Below are 19,328 nucleotides of genomic sequence, written 5' to 3'. Positions count from 1 at the left end.
CACAATAGTTACAGCATTTAACAGCTAATATTTTTAACTGATTTCTCAATAACTCGCTTATTGACAAATCAGCCAAAACTCATTTGCTGAAAACGTAAACTTTACGTTATATATGTCAGGGAATTTTTATATTAATCTCAATAACTCGCAGCAGTTGGACAATATTAAAATTAGTACCTAAATTCAATTATCTAATTCGGAGGTAATTAAAAATTAGGAAACTTACTATAGAAATCAAGCGATTAGTTGAATAACAAAAATCATTTTTCAACTAACGTTATTTCCCAGGTGAATTTTGGAGAAAAACTGATGTTAAACATCAAAAATGAATTGTTTGCTGAACTCACTCCTGAACTTGCTGCTAATATTAACGGTGGTCAAGGTGAACAAGGTGAACAAGGTGGTAAAGAGGATAAAAGTAAGTTCAATTACAGCAGATATCTCAAAGCATTGGGTATTGCTTACTTGAGTCCCCCAGAAGTTGGTAGCATCACAGATAAGGAAGCGTTGTTAGCCCAATACCAAGGCTGGGAAGACTAGCAAAATTGATTTATTTATAGGCTTCTTCCACTAAGATTCAACTACTAAAAATAAATCCCGCTTTTAATCCAATTCATGAATAACTAGATACCCTACTTCTTTGAGAAGTTGTAGAGACGTTCCATGGAACGTCTCTACTTTATAGCATGGGAATTTGGAATTGGGAATTGGGAATTGGTAACAGTAAATAAATTAGGGTGTACCTCATGAGACTGGGAAACGCTATATAACCAGATGTCTACTCAAAACAGCAAGTAATCGCTAACTCTGCATGATTGAATAAAACCTCTTTCTCCAGTTGATAAACTGGATATTGAGGTGTAATTTCTAATAAATTTTCGACTCTTACCCTAGCAGCTTCTACTATTTCTTCATTTAAACTACCATTACTCAAACAATGAGTAAAATCTTCGGCTATTTTATAGGTTCTTTCTAGAGAGGAAGAATTGATATTTCGTGATACTATAAATAAATCACATCCAGCATTAAAAGCCCGTGCTACTGTTCCCGGACGCATGAACATATCCGCAACAGCTTTCATATCTAAATCATCAGAAACAATCACGCCCTTAAAATTTAATTCTTGGCGTAAAATGTGATTTAAAATAGTTTTAGATAATGTCGCTGGAACTTCTGGATCAATTTGCGGGAACAAAATATGTGCTGTCATAATTAGCGGTATTTGTTCCTGAATTAATGTTTGAAAAGGAATTAACTCTCGGTTTCGTAAATCTTCTAAACTTAAATTTAATATTGGTAACTCTAAATGAGAATCTGTGCTAGTGTCTCCGTGTCCAGGAAAGTGTTTAGCACAGCCAAGTATACCCTCTTCCCTGAGTCCTTGATAATATTCCCGCGCACTTTGACTAGCAGTTTTGGGAGTAATACCAAAAGCACGAGAACCAATAATAGGGTTTTGGGGGTTGGAAAAAATATCAGCGACAGGGGAAAAAGAAAGATTAATTCCCAGTGATTTTAATTCTATAGATGTGGCTTTAGCTACTTGATAAGCTTGGGACTTCACCAAGTAAGCACAAGGAAAACGAGTAATAGGAAATGGAGTCCTAACAACCCTTCCACCCTCATGATCGAGGCTGGTAAATAGAGTTTTCCGTTCAGTATATTCTTTAATTTGTTTAAGTAAATCTTTAAACTTCTCTAACCAAACTGGATAAGGAACACCGTCAAGAAAGTTTTTAGCGAAAAAAATCACCCCGACGGGTTTCAACTCACTCAATGCCCGCTTATCATCATCACTAAGAGTTGTACCAGAAACACCAAGAATTAAATGATTACCGAATTTTTGTAGATCTTTCATATTCAGAATATCAAGAAGGCAGAAGGCAGAAGGCAGGAGAAAGTAAATATTTCCTGTTTCCCCAGTCACCAGTCACCAGTCACCAGTCACCAGTCACCAGTCACCAGTCACCAGTCACCAGTCACCAGTCACCAGTCACCAATCACCAGTCCCCAATCACCAGTCACCAGTCACCAGTCACCAGTCACCAATTTCCCAAAGCCATGCCAAATGTAACAGAATGCAAAGTATAATGAAAACGACAAAACTATTAAGAAATATTGAAAACAGTAGGTTTAAATGCGAGTAGCTATTGCCGGCGCTGGTTTAGCAGGACTTTCCTGCGCTAAATATCTAGTAGATGAGGGTTACACTCCCATTGTTTTAGAACGGAGGGATGTACTCGGTGGTTTAGTAGCAGCGTGGAAAGACTCTGATGGTGACTGGTACGAAACCGGTTTACACGCCTTCTTTGGGGCATATCCCAATATGTTACAACTACTCAAAGAGTTAGGTATTGAAGACCGACTCCAGTGGAAACAGCATACCCTGATTTTTAACCAACCAGATAAACCAGGAACTCTCTCCCGTTTTGATGTTCCTGACATTCCCTCACCATTTAACATCATTGCTTCCATTATGCGGAACAATGATATGTTGACCTGGGAACAAAAGATCCGTTTTGCCATTGGTTTGTTTCCTGCCATCGTGCGGGGTCAACAGTATGTAGAGGACATGGACAAATACAGCTTCGCTGAATGGTTAAAAAGACAAGGTATAGGTGAAAGAGTCGCTAGTGATGTATTTATTGCTGCTTCCAAAGCCTTAACTTTTATCAACCCTGAAGAAGTTTCCTCTACAATTTTATTAACCGCCCTCAATCGGTTTTTACAAGAACGGTACGGATCAAAAATTGCCTTTTTAGATGGTTCACCCACAGAAAGACTTTGCCAACCCATCGTAGATTACATTACCAAACGGGGTGGAGAAGTCAGACTCAATGCGCCCCTAAAAGAGATTTTGCTGAACTCCGATGGTACAGTTAAAGGTTTCTTGCTGCGGGGTTTAGATGGAAAACCAGATGAAATAGTAACAGCAGACTTTTACGTTTCAGCCATGTCGGTTGACCCATTAAAAGTGATGTTGCCAGAACCTTGGAAAAAAATGGAATTTTTCCAGAAATTAGATGGTTTAGAAGGTGTACCAGTAATTAACCTGCATTTGTGGTTTGATCGGAAATTAACAGATATTGATCATCTATTATTTTCGCGATCGCCCCTCCTCAGCGTTTATGCTGATATGAGTAACACCTGTCGGGAATATGCTAACCCGGATCGGTCAATGCTGGAATTAGTTCTCGCACCTGCCAAAGACTGGATTAGCAAATCTGACGAGGAAATCATCTCCGCTACTATGGCCGAGTTGGAAAAACTCTTCCCTGACCACTTTACAGGAGACAACCCAGCAAAACTGCTGAAGTCTCATGTCGTCAAAACGCCCCGTTCAGTTTACACAGCTACCCCTGGTCGTCAACAGTACCGCCCAGACCAAAAAACCCCTATAGCCAACTTCTTTTTAAGCGGAAGTTATACCATGCAACGCTATTTAGGCAGTATGGAAGGTGCAGTGCTTTCTGGTAAGCTAACAGCACAGGCGATCTCTCAAGCGCCATCGGTAGCCAATACTTCCAACCTGCAAACGCTAACTCGACCGCCCGCAACGAATGCTGCAACTGCCTGATTCACCCCCGCGCATGAAAACGCTGGTCTCTGTAGACGAGTCCTACAAACTTTGCCAAGAACTCACAGCCAAGTACGCCAAAACCTTTTACCTGGGTACATTGCTGATGAGTCCGGCAAAGCGTCAATCTGTTTGGGCAATATACGCTTGGTGTCGCCGTACAGATGAATTAGTAGATGGTCCTGCTGCTGCTAGAACCACCCCAGAAACTTTAGAACTATGGGAAAAGCAGCTGGACTCAATTTTTGCTGGACACCCACTAGATAATTACGATGTCGCTTTAGTAGATACCCTGCAACATTTCCCTTTGGATATTCAACCCTTTCGGGATATGATTGCGGGTCAGCGCATGGATTTATACCGCAGTCGCTATGAAACCTTTGAGGATTTGTATCTCTATTGCTACCGCGTTGCTGGCACTGTGGGCTTGATGTCAACCACAATTATGGGTGTAGATACCAGCATTTATACCGCCCCTTGGCATCGAAATCAAAAACCCTATTTACCCATAGATGAAGCGATCGCCTTGGGTATCGCCAACCAACTAACTAACATTCTTCGTGATGTGGGCGAAGATGCACGTCGGGGCAGAATTTATCTTCCCCTAGAAGACTTGGCTAAATTCAACTATAGCGAAGAAGAACTTTTCCAAGGTGTATTAGATGAACGTTGGCGTTCCCTAATGCGGTTTCAAATTGAACGAGCTAGGGAATTTTATACTAAAGCCGATAAGGGAATTACTTATCTTGACCCGGATGCCCGTTGGCCAGTGTGGGCAGCATCTATGCTCTATGGACAGATTTTAGATGTAATTGAGCGCAATGATTATGAAGTTTTCAGTCAACGTGCTTATGTTCCCCAGTGGCAAAAATTACGCACCTTACCAGTTGCTTGGATGCGATCGCAAGTGCTATAGAAGGAGGCAGGGGGCAGGAGGCAGAAGGCAGGAGTTTTTTATTTTGGATTTTGGATTTTGGATTGTTTTTGTGATCTCCAATCTAAAATCTAAAATCTAAAATCTAAAATTTTCTTCCCCAGTCCCCAGTCACCAGTCACCAGTCCCCTTTTCCCTGACAAATCACAAAATATCTCTTGACGAACCAAAAAACCACTGCTAATATAGTATAGTGTTACCTCTGGAGAGGTGGCTGAGTGGTCGAAAGCGGCAGATTGCTAATCTGTTGATGGAATCGTAAGGTCCATCCGAGGGTTCGAATCCCTCCCTCTCCGTTTACAAATTATAAAAACTCTAGTTGCGGAAAAGAATTCAAGGCAATTCCTTGATAATAAATACTCCTTCCTAGATTTCCAAAACTTAATGTTAATATTTAGCTTGTGGAGTTTGAGCCATTAACCAGCTAAACTAATCAGTTAGTTTAATAATTGATTTTCAAGCTCCTCAACATAGAGGAGTGAAAGGAAGATATGCCAAAATTGAGTGTTTCCCTAGCCTTGAGTTTAGTAACTATAGCCAGTAGTTTGTTCATGGCTGCTTGTGAAAATACCACTACAACAAATAATACAGGCACAAACGGAACTACAACTACCCCAGAAGCCGGCACTACCACAACAACCAGCAGTGCTAAAGGTTTGAAAATTGGTAGTTTATTACCAACAACAGGTGACTTAGCTTCCATCGGTCAACAAATGGTTGGTTCAGTTCCCCTACTGGTAGAAACCGTCAACGCTTGTGGAGGAGTCAACGGAGAACCAGTCACATTAATAGAAGTAGACGATCAAACAGATCCTAAAGCTGGTGCAGCAGGTATGACCAAACTAGCAACAGTAGATAAAGTTGCTGGTGTCGTGGGTTCATTTGCTAGTAGTGTTTCTACCGCTGCCATTTCCGTTGCTACCCCTAACAAAGTCATGTTAATTTCCCCTGGTAGCACCAGTCCCGTATTTACCGAAAAAGCGCAAAAAGGCGATTTTCAAGGATTTTGGGCGCGGACTGCTCCCCCAGATACTTACCAAGCATTAGCTTTAGCCCAACTTGCTAAGAAAAAAGGTTTTCAACGAGTTTCTACCGTCGTCATCAACAACGACTATGGTGTAGGTTTTGAAAAAGCATTTGTAGAAACTTTTGAAAAATTAGGTGGAACAATAGTTAATAAAGATAAACCAGTTCGTTACGATCCCAAAGCCCAAACCTTTGATACTGAAGCTGCTGCTGCTTTTGCAGGTAAACCAGATGCGGTATTAGCAGTCATGTATGCCGAAACAGGTAGTTTATTCCTCAAAGCTGCTTACCAGCAAGGTGTAGCCAAGGGAGTACAGATCATGCTCACTGACGGAGTAAAATCAGATACTTTCCCGGAACAAGTGGGTAAAGGTTCTGATGGCAAATATCTGTTAACTGGGGCTATTGGTACTGTTCCTGGTTCTGATGGTAAAGCATTAGCAGCCTTTAAGAAATTGTGGCAAGAGAAAAAAGGCGGAACACCAGGAGAATATGCACCTCAAGCTTGGGATGCAGCAGCTTTGTTAGTATTATCAGCCCAAGCTGCTAAAGAAAATACAGGTGTCGGTATTGCTGCTAAACTTCGAGAAGTTGCTGCTGGTGAAGGAACAGAAGTTAGTGATGTCTGTGAAGGACTGAAGCTACTGAAAGAAGGGCAAAAAATCAACTACCAAGGTGCAAGCGGTAATGTAGATGTTGATGCTAACGGTGATGTAGTTGGTGTTTATGATGTTTGGACAGTAGGAGATGAGGGTAAAATAAAGGTGATAGACAAAGTTAGTCCTCAGTAAACATTTTTCCTGGTAAGCTGTTGTGCATTGAATTTGTATAAGTGGAACAGGCAAGAGGCTTGTTCTACAAGAGTTCAGAATATTAGGATTATACAATTTAGCTGTGTAACAGCTTACTACTACCAAAAACAATTTATTTGCCAAAATTAAATTACAGCAGATTTCTTCCTAATGATGTACCTCATCTACCTAGAAACTGCTGTATTTATTTTATAAAATCCTGTATTGATTTTCAATTAACGAAAATTTTGTTCAATAATTTCAGTTACATTTTGACGAATCAGTTCAATAATTTCATCAAAAAATGATCCCCCATTGGGTAAATCACTTAAATAAGGATCCATCACTGCTGATCGCAAAATTGACATTTCCTCTGGAGTGGTTGCTAGTCCCAAACGTTGAGCATAATTATTAATGAATGTCTCACCATAATCTGCCAATCTAAAAATAGTTCTAGTTAGCATGAATTGGTATTTGTGAATATTTTCAGCTTCACCACTTTGGTAGTAATGAATGTGAAAACGATCATAAATTTGATTATTCAACTCATTACATAAATCAGCATCATCATTGAGACGATGATCGCAATGTTTGAAATTAAAAGCATAACTGAGAATATTTTGATCTGAGCCAATTTCTCGAAATAATGCCATAGCTTCCGGAACTGCAAGTATTTGACTTTGATTTTTTCCCTGGAGATGTTGACGCAAATGGGCTATATAATGCTCATGTTCACCATTAATATGATCACTAATATCACTGCGATCAATAGGTAAACGTGGTAATGGAACAACAATAAAATTATCTGTTTCTGCGGCCATAAAAAGTAACCGCAAATAAAACAACTTACTATTAAACATCGCTTGATTAATAATCTTACCGTAGCCACTTACAGAAGGACGAATTAGTTGATGAGAAAGAAAAACAGAAGCTGCTGCTGCTCCAGGTTTTGAACCTTCTAAACCGTAAATTCCTACCGATGGTTCTAGAGGACGAATAGATTTAGAACCGCCAATATAAGTCCCGGTAAAAGTTGTCAAATGTTTTAATAAACTATGACGATAAAGTGAACCACCAGCCGGATATTGAATATACCCAGATTTGTGAGGATCTATAGTAACAGAATCACAATCTCGAAGGTGTTTAAACTGCCTGATAGTGTGTTCATTAAACATCACTTGACTATAATCATCAATAAATAGAGGTGATTTTTGTTCTTCAAAATTATAATCACGGCGAATAGTAGAAATTTGATAACCACCCCAAGCAGCATCAACGTGAATATTAAACTCTAAACCCTTTTTCCTGTAGGTTTCTCTTAATTCTAAAATCCCATCTATGGGATCAACTGCACTTTCTTCTGTACTCCCTAAAACCGCTAAAGTTAACAATATTGGATGGCGATTTTCTAAACATTGATTTAAAGTTTGATTTAACCTTCCTAAATCTAATCTGGCATCAGCATCAACAAAAATATCAATTAAATTATCTGTGCCAATACCATTAACTGCTGCTGCTTTTGGCCAAGCATAATGTTTAGAGGATGGGGCAATCATTTTTATTTCCCCCACATCCTCAAAACAAGAACGAGTCATTTCCAACCAGCCCCGGACATTAAGATTATAAGGAATAATTAAATCCCAAACATCATAAACATCTTTGATATTTTCACTTTCACCGCATAATTCCCAAATTCGCTGTGGTAAAGCCAAAATATCATCCATGCAAATATTAAATAATTGCCAAGAAGTAGCTTCTACTAATTTTGGTTGACTACCATCAGCAATTTTAATTTCTAATGCTTTAGCTTTAGCTAATACTGGTTGTTTTTGTAAAGCTTTTTTCGCAGCAAAAGGAAAGAATTTTAATTCTCTTGTTGCCCAAGTCGCCTCATTAATAGCAATAGAACCATCAGCAGTAATATGACACCAAGGTTCAATTTTATCGGTTTCAGGAAAACCAATCATTGCACATAAATCACGCCCTACCTGTAATTCTAATAAAGTGGTGGCAGTAGAAGCTTGAATGGTGGCATTATTGGAATTATGCAGCATTGCGGCAAAATAACCAAGCATTCCTGGTATGGTGGTATCCCAAAGAATATGACCTTGATAACGCATACTAAAAAATGGCGTACCATATTCTCGCAAATGCTGTAACAATTGATTGTAGGCATCCCTTAAAGCTTGCATTCCTGCTTGATATTCCAGAGAAGCTTTAACATCCTGAGTAATTGTTTCTGGATCACCTGGTAAATAACTTTGCCGATAATCTATAATATGATCTACAGCTTGGGCAATAAGTTGTTTAAATTCTGTTCCATTTTCCGCCCGTGTACCTAAAAACCAATTAGCAATATTGCCAGGTGGTTGTGGTGGGTTAATATCAGGAACATTAGTAAATTGACCAATAGATAATGCACCGTCGTCTGTTTTTTTGATTTCCTTAAAGCTGAAGTTTTTAACTATACGTCCAACCATAATTATTCCTATTTAATCAAGTATCTCATGTTGTGGGGTAGGCATCCTGTCTGCCCTGTATAACCTGTATAATTAGCGGGCAGGATGCCCGCACCACAAGAAATGAAATATTTATATCTTTTTGTATTTGGAAGTAACTTATTTTTGTAAAATTCCTGATTCTTTAACGGTAAACTCTGTTTTTTTGCATTAACTCTATCTCTAGAAATAAGTATTAATTTACTTTTTATAGATAATTTTTTATAGATAATAATGTTTATATTTTTATAATACGCGTTCAAAAATTGATGTTTTTATTGCTGCCTAGCAAGAAATAAAACGTTAATATACTGTATACTGGATAGATCCCCGACTTTTCCAAGAAGTTGAGGATCTGGGTAGTTAACCTACTTAGAATCCACCAAAGTTGTACCCAACACCAACTAACAAACCGACATCAGTTTGATTAAAAAATCCTGCATTGATAGCGGCTGTGGCAGTGAATCTATTATTTAGAGGTATATCAACTCCACCTGTCACCATGACAGCAGTTTCCGAGTTGTTACCAGTTTTAATAGCTGCACCAACTCCCACATAAGGAGCTATAGGTAAAGGTTCACTAAATGGATCTCCTATGGGCTGGAAGGAAAAATCATAAGTTAGGGGAACGAGAAATACAGTATCATCTCCTAAAATTGCCGATGGTCTAACTGATAGAGTCCTGGTGAAACCAACTTTGCTGATGACTGTAAAATTACCATCGCCCAAGGCTGAAGCTCCGCCACTTAACCCAATATTGCCAGCAACGCCAACATAGCTACTACCACCACGGGTAGGTCTTCCTAAATCAATATCTGCTTGTGCTATTTCTTTCGGCTGTGCTATTTGAGTCGCAGATGGTTGGGAAGTAGGCTTTGTATCTTCAGAAGTCAAGATTGTTGATGAGGTAGCTACTGTCCCTGGAATGGGTATAATTGTCCGATTAGCCGTTTTTAGAGTAGCGGCGTTGGGAAATTGCTGTATGTTAGACACAGTGGTGTTAAGTTCTGTGCTTTCCTGGTGTTTAGAGATGACAGCAGACTCTGGATGGGTTGTCTGCGCAGTTGCACAAACGCTGCTACCTAAAACTGTCAGGGCGGCTAGACTTGGTACACAAATAAAATGTTTACGTAGAAACATAGTATTCACATTCACTCCTACATGAATTATGATGACAACAGATATTTTGTTGCTGTGGGTTTAATGTAACAAATTTGAGCAATATTCAACATTTAAAACCAAAAAAACATTTTTTACATCTTTAATTTGACATAAGCAATTAGAATCTCAGGATAGATTATGAATATGGTGAATCCTGAATCTGATAGATGATTTATAGCACTGATGTATAAGTTACAAAAGTTATCAAGAGGGGTGGCTTTTCCCCGTTCCCTATTCCCTATTCCCTAGTTAGTTATAAATTTTTGTAATCAGATGTTTTCCAGACTAGAAAGCTAATATCTATATGGTGACAGCAGTTTTCATGTCTTTAGACCACAGTAAGGGCGAAGCATTCGGACAATTAATTATCGGTTTTTACCTAAGACTATCATCCGAATGCTGATGCTTCCAGCACGCTTTGCGAACGCCCCTACATTGTTGACGCGAAACCTAAATCAGAAACCTAAATCAAAATGTGGTTTATTTACCTGAAAATTGCTGTAAACTCACACAAAGTGCATCTGTACTGTTAATAATAGAAATTGTAGATATGGCACTATAGCCTCAATGATTCCAGTTCAACTGATCCTAAAAAACTTCCTGAGTTACCGTGATGCAACTTTAGATTTTGGCGGGTTGCATACGGCTTGTATTTGTGGTTCTAATGGTGCGGGTAAATCTTCTCTTCTGGAAGCTATTACTTGGGCTATTTGGGGTGAAAGTCGTGCTACTGTTGAAGATGATGTGATTTATTCTGGCGCAAAAGAAGTCAGAGTAGATTTTACTTTCTACAATAATTTACAAAAATATCGGGTGATTCGTACTCGTGTCCGGGGTGCAACTAGCGTTTTGGAATTTCAAATTGAAACTCCCGCTGGTTTTCGTCCTCTGACTGGTAAGGGGATGCGAGCAACCCAAGATGTGATTTTACAACATATCAAGCTTGATTATGAGACTTTTATTAATTCTGCTTACCTGCGTCAAGGTCGGGCGGATGAGTTCATGCTCAAGCGTCCAACAGAACGGAAGGAAATTCTAGCGGAATTATTAAAACTTAATCAATATGATCTGTTGGCAGAAAAGGCTAAGGATAATTCTAAACAGTATAAAGGACGGGCGGAAGAGTTAGAACGTTCTTTGGATAATATTAAATCTCAACTTCAACAACGAGAAGCAACTACAGCAGAAAAAGCAGAGTTAGAAGTTCAACTCAATCATCTGCAACAACAGCAAGCTGCTGATAATATTCAATTACAAAGTTTGAAAGTTATTCAAAGTCAACGCCAAAATTTAGAGGAAAAACTGAGTTTTGTCAGACAGCAATATCAAAATCTTAGTGAAGATTGCGATCGCCTACATCAAGACAAGTTAGCTGTCAAATCCCAATTGGCAGCTTTAGAATCTATTTTACATCAATCCGACCAAATTCAAGCTGGATACTCTCAATTTCAAACTTTGCAATGTCAAGAAGAAGTTTTTGCTATTAAGTTTGAACAACATACCCGCGCTATTACTTTAAAACAACAACAACAACAACAACTGGATAAACAAATTCAATCTATTGAACGCAAAATACAAGCAGCAGAAGCTGAATTAAATAATTTAGAAAAAGAACAACAAGAAATCAAACCAATTTTGAAAAAGTCTGGAGAAATTGAAACAGCTTTATCTCAATTATCTGCTGCACGTGAGCATCTTAACTCTTTAGAAAATTTGCAAATACAAGTCAAACCTTTATTAGAACAAAGAGCAAATTTACAAACTGAATTAGAACGTATCCATAGTAGATTATTAGCAAGTTTAGAACAGTTACAAGTTACAGAAAATCAAATTGAATCTAAAATTCGCAAACAATCTCAGTTACAACAAGATGTGATAGAAGTAGATTTACAAATTGAAGAATTGGAGAAGAAGCGAGTTTATTTGCAAAGGGTACAGGACAAAGGCCATGAACGTCGCCATTTTATAGAACGTTTACAAGCTCATCAAAAAGACTACGAAAAATTACTAGGAGACTTAGAACAAAAAATACAACTTCTTCAAAATCCTAATGCTTTGTGTCCCTTGTGTGAACATCCTTTAGATGAAAATCACTGGCATCGAGTAATACAAAAAACCCAAATAGAATATGAAGATACTCAAGGGCAATTTTGGGTACTGCGGGAACAGATGGCAGTTTCTGACCGAGAAATTCAAGTATTAAGGCAGGAGTATCGAGAAATATCGCAGCAAGTAGCAAATTATGACGCTTTAAGGGAAAAAAAGGGGAAATTAGCAGCCCAGTTACAAGCGTCGGCTGAACTGCAAACGCAACTAAAACAGGTTTTAATAGAAAAAGAAAAGTTACATAGGGTCTTAGAAGGTGATTATGCACCTGATAAACAAGCAGAAATTCAAGAGTTAGATGAATATATCAAACAACTGAATTACAATGAACAAGATCATGCTTTAGCTAGAAGTGTAGTAGAAAATTTACGATGGGCAGAAATTAAACAAGTCCAGATTAAAGATGCCAAGAAAAAACAAGCTCAAATAGCAACGAGAAAACCAGAGCTACAAGCTATGATTGAGGAATTGAAGGCGCAAATAGCATCAGAACAAATAAATTCAGAGATAGCAAGAGGAATATTAGCACTAGAAACCCAAATTACAGAAATTGCTTACAGTTCTGAGCAACATAGTAATATTCGTAAAGGTGTTAAAGAGTTTCAATGTTGGCAGTTACCCTATCAGCAGTTTTTATCTGCTCAACAAGAATATCCCCAACTACAGAAAAGATTGGAGGATTTAACAAATGCTTATAATAGCAGAACCGCAGATAAACAAAAACTTGCCATTGAAATGGATAGTATTGTAGAGCAATTAAAAGCTAGTGAGAATCCTGTTGAGCAAATTCATGATTTAGAACAGAAAATAGCCATTTTTCGCCGAGAAATGGATGAAAAAATTGCTTATTTGGGGCGTTTAGAACAACAAGTACATCAGTTAGAACTGTTGCAAAATCAATATGAGCAAGAACAAGAGCAATTACAAGATTGTAAACAGCAACAACGGGTATATCAGGAATTAGCGCAAGCATTTGGTAAAAATGGTATCCAAGCTTTGATGATTGAAAATCTGTTACCCCAACTAGAAGCTGAGACAAATCTACTCCTGGCGCGGTTGAGTGCCAATCAACTGCACGTACAATTTGTTACTCAGAAAGCGGGAAGAAGTGGTAAGTCAACGCGGAAAAATGCCAAGTTGATAGATACCTTAGATATTTTAATTGCTGATGCGCGGGGTACACGAGCTTATGAAACTTATTCGGGTGGAGAAGCATTTAGAATTAATTTTGCGATTCGTTTAGCATTAGCAAAATTATTAGCCCAGCGTGCGGGTGCGGCGTTGCAGTTGTTGATTATAGATGAAGGATTTGGTACACAGGATACAGAAGGGTGCGATCGCCTGATTGCGGCCATAAATGCGATCGCTGCTGATTTTGCTTGTATTCTCACTGTCACACACATTCCTCACCTCAAAGAAGCATTTCAAGCCCGGATTGAAGTAAATAAAAATCAGCAAGGTTCACATTTATCATTGTCAATTTAATCATGATCAAATTGAAAGTGAACTCCCTGTTCCCTAAAGATCAAGAATTATTCTTCAACTTGTTTAGTATTACCAGCTTTCACCCAACCTTCTTGATCAGTACCTGCAATGCGAATTTTTTGCCAATTTTTATCCGCGCTTTCTTCTAAGATGATAACTTTTTGATTACCACCAACACCACCAATACTTTGTGCATCTGAGGCTGGTTTATCTCGCATACTCAAACCTTGCGGCCAAGTTACAATAGCTTGGTAAGCTCCTGGTGGTAAGGTATCAGGTGATTCAGTGGGAGTAGGAGTAGGACTAGGACTAGGTTTAGGACTGCTAGTAGGACTAGGTTTAGGTGTGGTAGTAGCTTTTACTGGTGTGACTTTTGGTTTGTTCGCTTTGGGTTTGGGACTATCATTAGCAAACATGGGTTTTTCGGGAGGAATGGCGGTACGATTAACAAAATAGAGAGCTATTGTCAGTCCGCTACCTAATAAAACTGCGATCGCTAATACAAAACCAAGTATAAGTTTAAAAAATCCAGAAATTATTTTCATATTTTTTAGTCAGGAGTCAGGAGATCAAGGAGTCAGGAGTCGTAGGGGCGAAGCATTCGGGCGATAAATTATCATTTTATCAAAAGGCTATTTTCCTGTAAGGGCGAAGCATTCGGGCGACAAATTATCATTTTATCAAAAGGCTATTTTCCTGTAAGGGCGAAGCATTCGGGCGATAAATTATCATTTTATCAAAAGGCTATTTTCCTGTAAGGGCGAAGCATTCGGGCGACAAATTATCATTTTATCAAAAGGCTATTTTCCTGTAAGGGCGAAGCATTCGGGCGACAAATTATCATTTTATCAAAAGGCTATTTTCCTGTAAGGGCGAAGCATTCGGGCGACAAATTATCATTTTATCAAAAGGCTATTTTCCTGTAAGGGCGAAGCATTCGGGCGACAAATTATCATTTTATCAAAAGGCTATTTTCCGAATGCTTCGCCCCTACTTCGCCCGTACAGGAGTCAGAAGATCAAGGAATCAGAAATAATAGAAAGTTCTTCTTCACTGTCACCTTTCACCTTCTTCTCCAGTCCCCAGCAAAATATTATTACATTTGACGTTGAATGCGATCGCTTAAAGCATTATGCTTAGAAGCCAAACGCGCTCTCCCTGCTGCTGCCCATTCTTGCAGTTTTTGGATCTGTTCTACCGCAGTTCGCGCCAAAGGTATGATTTGACTAGCCGATTCTAAAATATCATCAGTCGTGAAATCACGATTTTGGCTAAAACCAATGTGCATCGCTTCAATTAACGTTTGTTCAATTTCTGCACCGGAAAAATCGGGAGTTTCGTAAGCTAACCGATCAATGTCATAGCTTTTGAGGTTATGGGGACGCAAGCGGGATAAGTGTACAGTAAAAATGGCTTTTCTTTCTTCTTGGGTGGGTAAACCGACAAAGAAAATTTCATCAAATCGCCCTTTCCGCAGCATTTCTGGGGGTAAAGCTTGAATATCGTTAGCGGTGGAAACGACAAACACCGGGGAAGTTTTTTCTGCTAACCAAGTGATAAATGTCCCAAATACCCGGCTAGTTGTTCCTGCATCACCTTTACTACCTAAACCAGAAAAGGCTTTGTCAATTTCATCAATCCACAATACACAGGGTGCAAGGGCTTCCGCAACTTGAATCATTTGCCGGGTGCGAGATTCTGATTCACCGACTAAACCACCAAATAAGCGCCCCACATCCAAGCGTAATAAAGGTAAATGCCAATGATGGGCGATCGCCTTTGCTGTTAAAGATTTACCAGTTCCTTGAATCCCCACCAACATTAAACCACGGGGATGCGGTAATCCGTACTGTCGCGCTCGTTCTGTGAATGAACCACCCCGACGAATTAACCAATCTTTGAGATTATCCAGTCCCCCAATATCAGATATTTGCTCAGTGGCGGGGTAAAAGTCCAGGATTTGGGTTTGGCGGATAGTTTGGCGTTTTTCCTCCAAAACTAAATCAACGTCTTCTGGTTGTAGTTCTCCGTGGGATGCGATCGCCCTGGCTAAAACCCGGCGTATCCGTTCCATTGATAACCCTTGACAGGAACGCACCAAGTCATCAATAAATTTACCGGAAAGTGCGTTACCAGTGGCTTGTAATAGGCGTTCTACCTCGGTTTTTATTTCTGGTGCTGCGGGTAAGGGAAATTCTACCACGGTTAAAACTTCGGTTAAATCGTCGGGAATAGCAATCCGTGGGGATAATAAAACAATATTTTTCGGTTGAGATTTCAGCAGTCGGGCTAAGTTGCGAAGTTTGCGAGCGATCGCCACATCTTCTAAAAAGCGGTGATAATCCCGGAGAATTAGCACTGCTGGGGCGGTAGGAGGTAATTTTTCAATAAATTCTAATGCTTGCAGGGGGTTGCGTTTGCCAAAGCCGGTATCGTTGGGGTTTCCTTGATATCCGTCCACAAAATCCCAGGTATAAACGGGGCGGTTTCCTTGGGTTGTCGCTTCTTCACGGATAGCAGCTTCTACCCGTTCTTCTTCGTAGGTGGGGATGTAAATGAGGGGGTAGCGGGCGCGGAGGAGGAGTTTAAATTCTTCGCGGAAGTTCATGATGTAGATGTTTGGTGATTTTTGTTCTTTTCCTATTTTTAAGGTAATGAACCACGAAGACACATTCACCGGAGGTGTTCCCGAAGGATAGGAAGCGAAGGAAGAAGGGCTTTATCTCACGCAAAGACGCAAAGGCGCAAAGGAGGATGAGAGAATAAGGGGTAGTATCGTTATTATCGTTTAGTAGTATTATCAGTTTGGGAATGAATTCCCAGTCTCATAGCGGAAGTCTGTTCAAACCGACTCAATAATTATCAAAAATTCAATATTTTCTCAGTCGTCTTCAGACGACTTTTGCTATTAGCCTGAGATTTCAATGTTTCTGACACGAGCCAATGAAGCTTTCACTGTTGGCAGAATGAAACTCTGTGGGAAGAGGAGGTTTCTGAGAGACAGTTATGGGAGCAAACTATAGCGGACGGGGTTGAAGGTTAGTGGCACAAATCGCTAGAGGAGAGATATGGCTAGTAGACCTTATTACCAATGCTCCAATACCAACCCATCTACATAATCAAAATCCGTATCATCTGTAACTAATATCCACCCTTTTTCCAAGCATTGAGCAGCAATCCAAATATCATTCATGGGGATTGGTCGTCCTTTCCGCTTTAGCATTAAACGAGTTTGAGCATAGATAGAAGTTGTTTCTCTTCCCAAAGGTACAACAGTACAAGTGGAAATAAACTCCAGATAACGCGATAAATTTTGCAATGGACGCGATGAATTTTCCGCCCCAAATAATAATTCTCCTGCTACTACTAGAGGTAAAATAACTTCCGGTAACGCTAATACTCTTTCAATAATCGCGGTGTCACCATTTAGGAAACGAACTGCAACAGAAGTATCCAAAGCAATTTCACCACTCATTTTTATCTACCTGCCGACATTCCGCAATTGACTGTTTTATCTCTGCTGCTTCTGCATCACTTAAAATTCCTGCAAATTTAGATAAGGGATGGTCTTTGCGTGTAGCTTTCACACGATGTAAATAATCTAGTAAAAGTTGCACTATATCATCAGGAGTTTCTTCGAGTTCTTGGATTAATTGTTCGCGGTTTGTCATAGATTTAAACCTCTAAAACTATTTGTTTAATTTGCGATTAATGGGCAATTTTACCAATTTGTGTTTGTGGACTAATTGTTGTTAAGTAGTAGTTTTGCGGCTTCTAGACTCTGTTTAGCTTTCATCGGGAGTTCTCTTTGTTCATCGGTCATAGCAAAACGCCTTCTTTACGGATGTTCCTGAGTAATGTGTAAGAGAGATTTATTATAAATCCTACTTATACAGAATCAAAAACTTGGGTTATGTTTATACAAAATCAGTAATTTTTAAACCTGATTTAACACAAAAACAGCAGTCACAAGAATAATTATTTTTACAATATTCCTTGTCCTTCCTTGCGCCTCAGAAATGCAGCTAGTTGGGCTGGAGATTTAAGCTTAACGACCTGTCCGCAACCAGGATGTGGACAACCTAAATGAAACATATCTAAAACCTGACCATTATGTTCTCTTTTTTCTCTAAGTATCATAGGCACATAATGAACCTGACAAATTATATCCCCATCTTTTTCTCGAATATGCTGTTTTACTCTTTTTGTAATTACTTGCTGGACACTTTTTTGCGAGTAAATTATGGAAAGATCACTGTTGGTAACATTCAGTTCAGGAATATCTACTTTATGTAATAATCCAATATCTTTAGTATTAAAACTGATTGTAGTTTTACATAGTATTGCTGGGTTATTTTCATAGAAACCAGTACAAGACCAGAAGAAATTACTGAGTATTAATGGGCTACCATCAGGACGCTTTTCATGCTGTAGAAACATTGGTCTTCCGCAGTTCGGGCATTTCTTTTCAAGCACTATCTGACCCATTTGGTACTGAAGAATATGAGCTTTGTTATTATCTAAAAGAGTAGATTCATAGTTGTCAGGATTTGATACCTGCTCAAGAGCCGATTCTATTGTTTGAGATTGCTGATACTTGTCAAATTCTTGCTTTTTAAGTGCATTAAGTTCATATAATCTATTTTTATCGCGTTGAGCAAGCCCTCCATCTCGCCATCGCTTTCTCTCTAGTTCAATAACTTCAGCATCAAGGACTTCTAGTGTATCCAAATTTTCCTTTGTATTACTAGGCTCTGCATTTGCACCATAGGCTACTTGAAAATTAGAGAGTAAACTTTCTCCCCATTGTTTTACAACTGATCCAACTCTCTCAACTGCTGCACCAGCTACAGAAGCAAGAAACCCAACACCTTTAAAAACAGCATCCAGCAGAGCCATAAAAAACTAATTATAAGTAATCATTAATTATTATACAGAAAATTACTGTCTTAATACCAGCTAATTCTGCTTTTTACACCTACATAAAGTAATCCTAACTCGCTAATGTAGGAATTTTCAAAGGCACAAGGGCTTTATGCAGTACACTGGGTTTAGCATTTAAATATACTTCCCGACAATTACTCTCATTGTATCCAACCACAACCGCGCCTATAGTTGTACCAATTTCTGGATACATTTCTGGACTCATCCCCCCTTCATCTAAAAAATCTGGGATTTTGATCAACCCCTTAACCAAAGACTCATTAATATTGACAAAAACGCCAAATGGTGTATGAAATTCTACTTGACCTTGTACAAACTGACCTAGCTTATACTTAGATTTAATATTTTCCCAACTTATACTATCCATAATATTCACCGTGATTTAAGGACTCGTGGAAATTGGTTAAGGATGGGAAACAAACTTTGAGGAACAACCACCTCTATTCGCTCACAACCATCTTTTTCATCATAACGATATTCAAGAGATTTGAAATACTGTTCGTAGCTTGCCTGATCAATATATACCTCAAGAATCCCCTCTTGATAGCTTTCGTTGAACTCCTCAGCAATGCTTCTGTCGTTTGGTCCTGCAAAGTAGCAACTTCCATCAAGGTAGGTGGATTATAGGGAAAATCAGCGACTTGAAAACCTTCCTGTAATAATTTTTGACCTTTACCTTTTTGTGGTGTTTTGTAAATTGTAACACTTAGAGTAGATGCTAATTGACCGGACTGCATGAGTAGAATAAGCTCAAAACTGTTTGTATTTTTTTATTTTTCCTAGTCTTCATCCTGTAAATCCTTACA

The 19,328-nt window shown here is 39.0% G+C and carries 16 protein-coding genes and 1 tRNA gene; 7 read left to right on the top strand and 10 right to left on the bottom strand.

Annotation, left to right across the window (positions count from 1 at the left end; genetic code table 11):
* Positions 1-309: 309 nt before the first annotated feature.
* On the top strand, positions 310-540 hold the full coding sequence (locus H5968_RS03395; RefSeq protein WP_096572427.1) for a hypothetical protein: 231 nt from the start codon (positions 310-312) through the stop codon (positions 538-540).
* Between the two features lie 238 nt (positions 541-778).
* Here H5968_RS03395 and nagZ read toward each other — a convergent pair whose 3' ends face one another.
* Positions 779-1,858: a beta-N-acetylhexosaminidase gene (nagZ, locus tag H5968_RS03390; protein WP_187038808.1), complete on the bottom strand. Its 1,080-nt coding sequence runs from the start codon at positions 1,856-1,858 to the stop codon at positions 779-781.
* Between nagZ and H5968_RS25040 the strand changes: the two genes are divergently transcribed.
* The 5 genes from H5968_RS25040 (at position 1,804) to H5968_RS03365 (ending at position 6,328) form a co-directional block, all read left to right on the top strand.
* A complete protein-coding gene (locus H5968_RS25040; RefSeq protein WP_222620538.1) occupies positions 1,804-2,091 on the top strand; it encodes a hypothetical protein in 288 nt (95 codons plus the stop codon). The two genes, nagZ and H5968_RS25040, sit on opposite strands and share 55 nt — an antisense overlap.
* A 46-nt stretch (positions 2,092-2,137) precedes the next feature.
* A complete protein-coding gene (pds, locus tag H5968_RS03380; RefSeq protein WP_096572426.1) occupies positions 2,138-3,577 on the top strand; it encodes a 15-cis-phytoene desaturase in 1,440 nt (479 codons plus the stop codon).
* Positions 3,561-4,493, top strand: coding sequence for a 15-cis-phytoene synthase CrtB (gene crtB / locus H5968_RS03375; RefSeq protein WP_096572425.1), 933 nt, complete (start codon positions 3,561-3,563; stop codon positions 4,491-4,493). Before pds ends, crtB begins: the two co-directional genes overlap by 17 nt.
* Before the next feature lie 222 nt (positions 4,494-4,715).
* A tRNA-Ser gene (locus tag H5968_RS03370) sits at positions 4,716-4,807 on the top strand.
* Positions 4,808-5,002: 195 nt separating this feature from the next.
* Complete coding sequence (locus H5968_RS03365) at positions 5,003-6,328, top strand: ABC transporter substrate-binding protein (protein WP_187038807.1); 1,326 nt, start codon at positions 5,003-5,005, stop codon at positions 6,326-6,328.
* A 236-nt stretch (positions 6,329-6,564) separates the two neighbouring features.
* On the opposite strand, the gene H5968_RS03360 is transcribed toward H5968_RS03365, so the two are convergent.
* The gene (locus tag H5968_RS03360) at positions 6,565-8,808 is read right to left on the bottom strand and encodes a pyridoxal-dependent decarboxylase (protein ID WP_187038806.1); all 2,244 of its coding nucleotides are present in this window, start codon (positions 8,806-8,808) and stop codon (positions 6,565-6,567) included.
* 390 nt (positions 8,809-9,198) lie between these two features.
* Positions 9,199-9,966, bottom strand: coding sequence for a hypothetical protein (locus H5968_RS03355; protein WP_187038805.1), 768 nt, complete (start codon positions 9,964-9,966; stop codon positions 9,199-9,201).
* A 588-nt stretch (positions 9,967-10,554) separates the two neighbouring features.
* Between H5968_RS03355 and sbcC the strand changes: the two genes are divergently transcribed.
* Entirely contained in the window at positions 10,555-13,578 is a 3,024-nt protein-coding gene (gene sbcC / locus H5968_RS03350; protein WP_187038804.1) for an exonuclease subunit SbcC, read from the top strand.
* Between the two features lie 47 nt (positions 13,579-13,625).
* On the opposite strand, the gene H5968_RS03345 is transcribed toward sbcC, so the two are convergent.
* From H5968_RS03345 to H5968_RS03315, 7 genes are all read right to left on the bottom strand, one after another.
* Positions 13,626-14,117, bottom strand: a complete 492-nt coding sequence (locus H5968_RS03345; RefSeq protein WP_096572896.1) for an SH3 domain-containing protein — start codon at positions 14,115-14,117, stop codon at positions 13,626-13,628.
* Between the two features lie 557 nt (positions 14,118-14,674).
* Positions 14,675-16,186, bottom strand: coding sequence for an AAA family ATPase (locus H5968_RS03340; RefSeq protein ID WP_187038822.1), 1,512 nt, complete (start codon positions 16,184-16,186; stop codon positions 14,675-14,677).
* 477 nt (positions 16,187-16,663) lie between these two features.
* Positions 16,664-17,053, bottom strand: coding sequence for a type II toxin-antitoxin system VapC family toxin (locus H5968_RS03335; protein WP_187038803.1), 390 nt, complete (start codon positions 17,051-17,053; stop codon positions 16,664-16,666).
* Positions 17,043-17,249: a hypothetical protein gene (locus tag H5968_RS03330; protein ID WP_187038802.1), complete on the bottom strand. Its 207-nt coding sequence runs from the start codon at positions 17,247-17,249 to the stop codon at positions 17,043-17,045. Before H5968_RS03330 ends, H5968_RS03335 begins: the two co-directional genes overlap by 11 nt.
* Positions 17,250-17,562: 313 nt before the next feature.
* On the bottom strand, positions 17,563-18,477 hold the full coding sequence (locus H5968_RS03325; protein WP_187038801.1) for a hypothetical protein: 915 nt from the start codon (positions 18,475-18,477) through the stop codon (positions 17,563-17,565).
* Positions 18,478-18,571: 94 nt separating this feature from the next.
* Positions 18,572-18,889, bottom strand: a complete 318-nt coding sequence (locus H5968_RS03320) for an RNA-binding protein (RefSeq protein WP_187038800.1) — start codon at positions 18,887-18,889, stop codon at positions 18,572-18,574.
* A gap of 73 nt (positions 18,890-18,962) precedes the next feature.
* Complete coding sequence (locus H5968_RS03315; protein ID WP_255427034.1) at positions 18,963-19,259, bottom strand: hypothetical protein; 297 nt, start codon at positions 19,257-19,259, stop codon at positions 18,963-18,965.
* Between the last annotated feature and the right edge of the window lie 69 nt (positions 19,260-19,328).

Source organism: Sphaerospermopsis sp. LEGE 00249, from assembly GCF_014299995.1.
Classification (GTDB): Bacteria; Cyanobacteriota; Cyanobacteriia; order Cyanobacteriales; family Nostocaceae; genus Sphaerospermopsis; species Sphaerospermopsis kisseleviana.
This window is presented reverse-complemented; position numbering and strand designations above follow the sequence as displayed.

What these genes read in the sequence shown, in the direction of transcription:
- H5968_RS03395 (WP_096572427.1), top strand. Translation starts at nt 310, where the DNA reads ATGTTAAACATCAAAAATGAATTGTTTGCTGAACTCACTCCTGAACTT.
- nagZ (WP_187038808.1), bottom strand. Translation starts at nt 1,858, where the DNA reads ATGAAAGATCTACAAAAATTCGGTAATCATTTAATTCTTGGTGTTTCT.
- pds (WP_096572426.1), top strand. Translation starts at nt 2,138, where the DNA reads ATGCGAGTAGCTATTGCCGGCGCTGGTTTAGCAGGACTTTCCTGCGCT.
- crtB (WP_096572425.1), top strand. Translation starts at nt 3,561, where the DNA reads ATGCTGCAACTGCCTGATTCACCCCCGCGCATGAAAACGCTGGTCTCT.
- H5968_RS03365 (WP_187038807.1), top strand. Translation starts at nt 5,003, where the DNA reads ATGCCAAAATTGAGTGTTTCCCTAGCCTTGAGTTTAGTAACTATAGCC.
- H5968_RS03360 (WP_187038806.1), bottom strand. Translation starts at nt 8,808, where the DNA reads ATGGTTGGACGTATAGTTAAAAACTTCAGCTTTAAGGAAATCAAAAAA.
- H5968_RS03355 (WP_187038805.1), bottom strand. Translation starts at nt 9,966, where the DNA reads ATGTTTCTACGTAAACATTTTATTTGTGTACCAAGTCTAGCCGCCCTG.
- sbcC (WP_187038804.1), top strand. Translation starts at nt 10,555, where the DNA reads ATGATTCCAGTTCAACTGATCCTAAAAAACTTCCTGAGTTACCGTGAT.
- H5968_RS03340 (WP_187038822.1), bottom strand. Translation starts at nt 16,186, where the DNA reads ATGAACTTCCGCGAAGAATTTAAACTCCTCCTCCGCGCCCGCTACCCC.
- H5968_RS03335 (WP_187038803.1), bottom strand. Translation starts at nt 17,053, where the DNA reads ATGAGTGGTGAAATTGCTTTGGATACTTCTGTTGCAGTTCGTTTCCTA.
- H5968_RS03330 (WP_187038802.1), bottom strand. Translation starts at nt 17,249, where the DNA reads ATGACAAACCGCGAACAATTAATCCAAGAACTCGAAGAAACTCCTGAT.
- H5968_RS03325 (WP_187038801.1), bottom strand. Translation starts at nt 18,477, where the DNA reads ATGGCTCTGCTGGATGCTGTTTTTAAAGGTGTTGGGTTTCTTGCTTCT.
- H5968_RS03320 (WP_187038800.1), bottom strand. Translation starts at nt 18,889, where the DNA reads ATGGATAGTATAAGTTGGGAAAATATTAAATCTAAGTATAAGCTAGGT.
- H5968_RS03315 (WP_255427034.1), bottom strand. Translation starts at nt 19,259, where the DNA reads ATGCAGTCCGGTCAATTAGCATCTACTCTAAGTGTTACAATTTACAAA.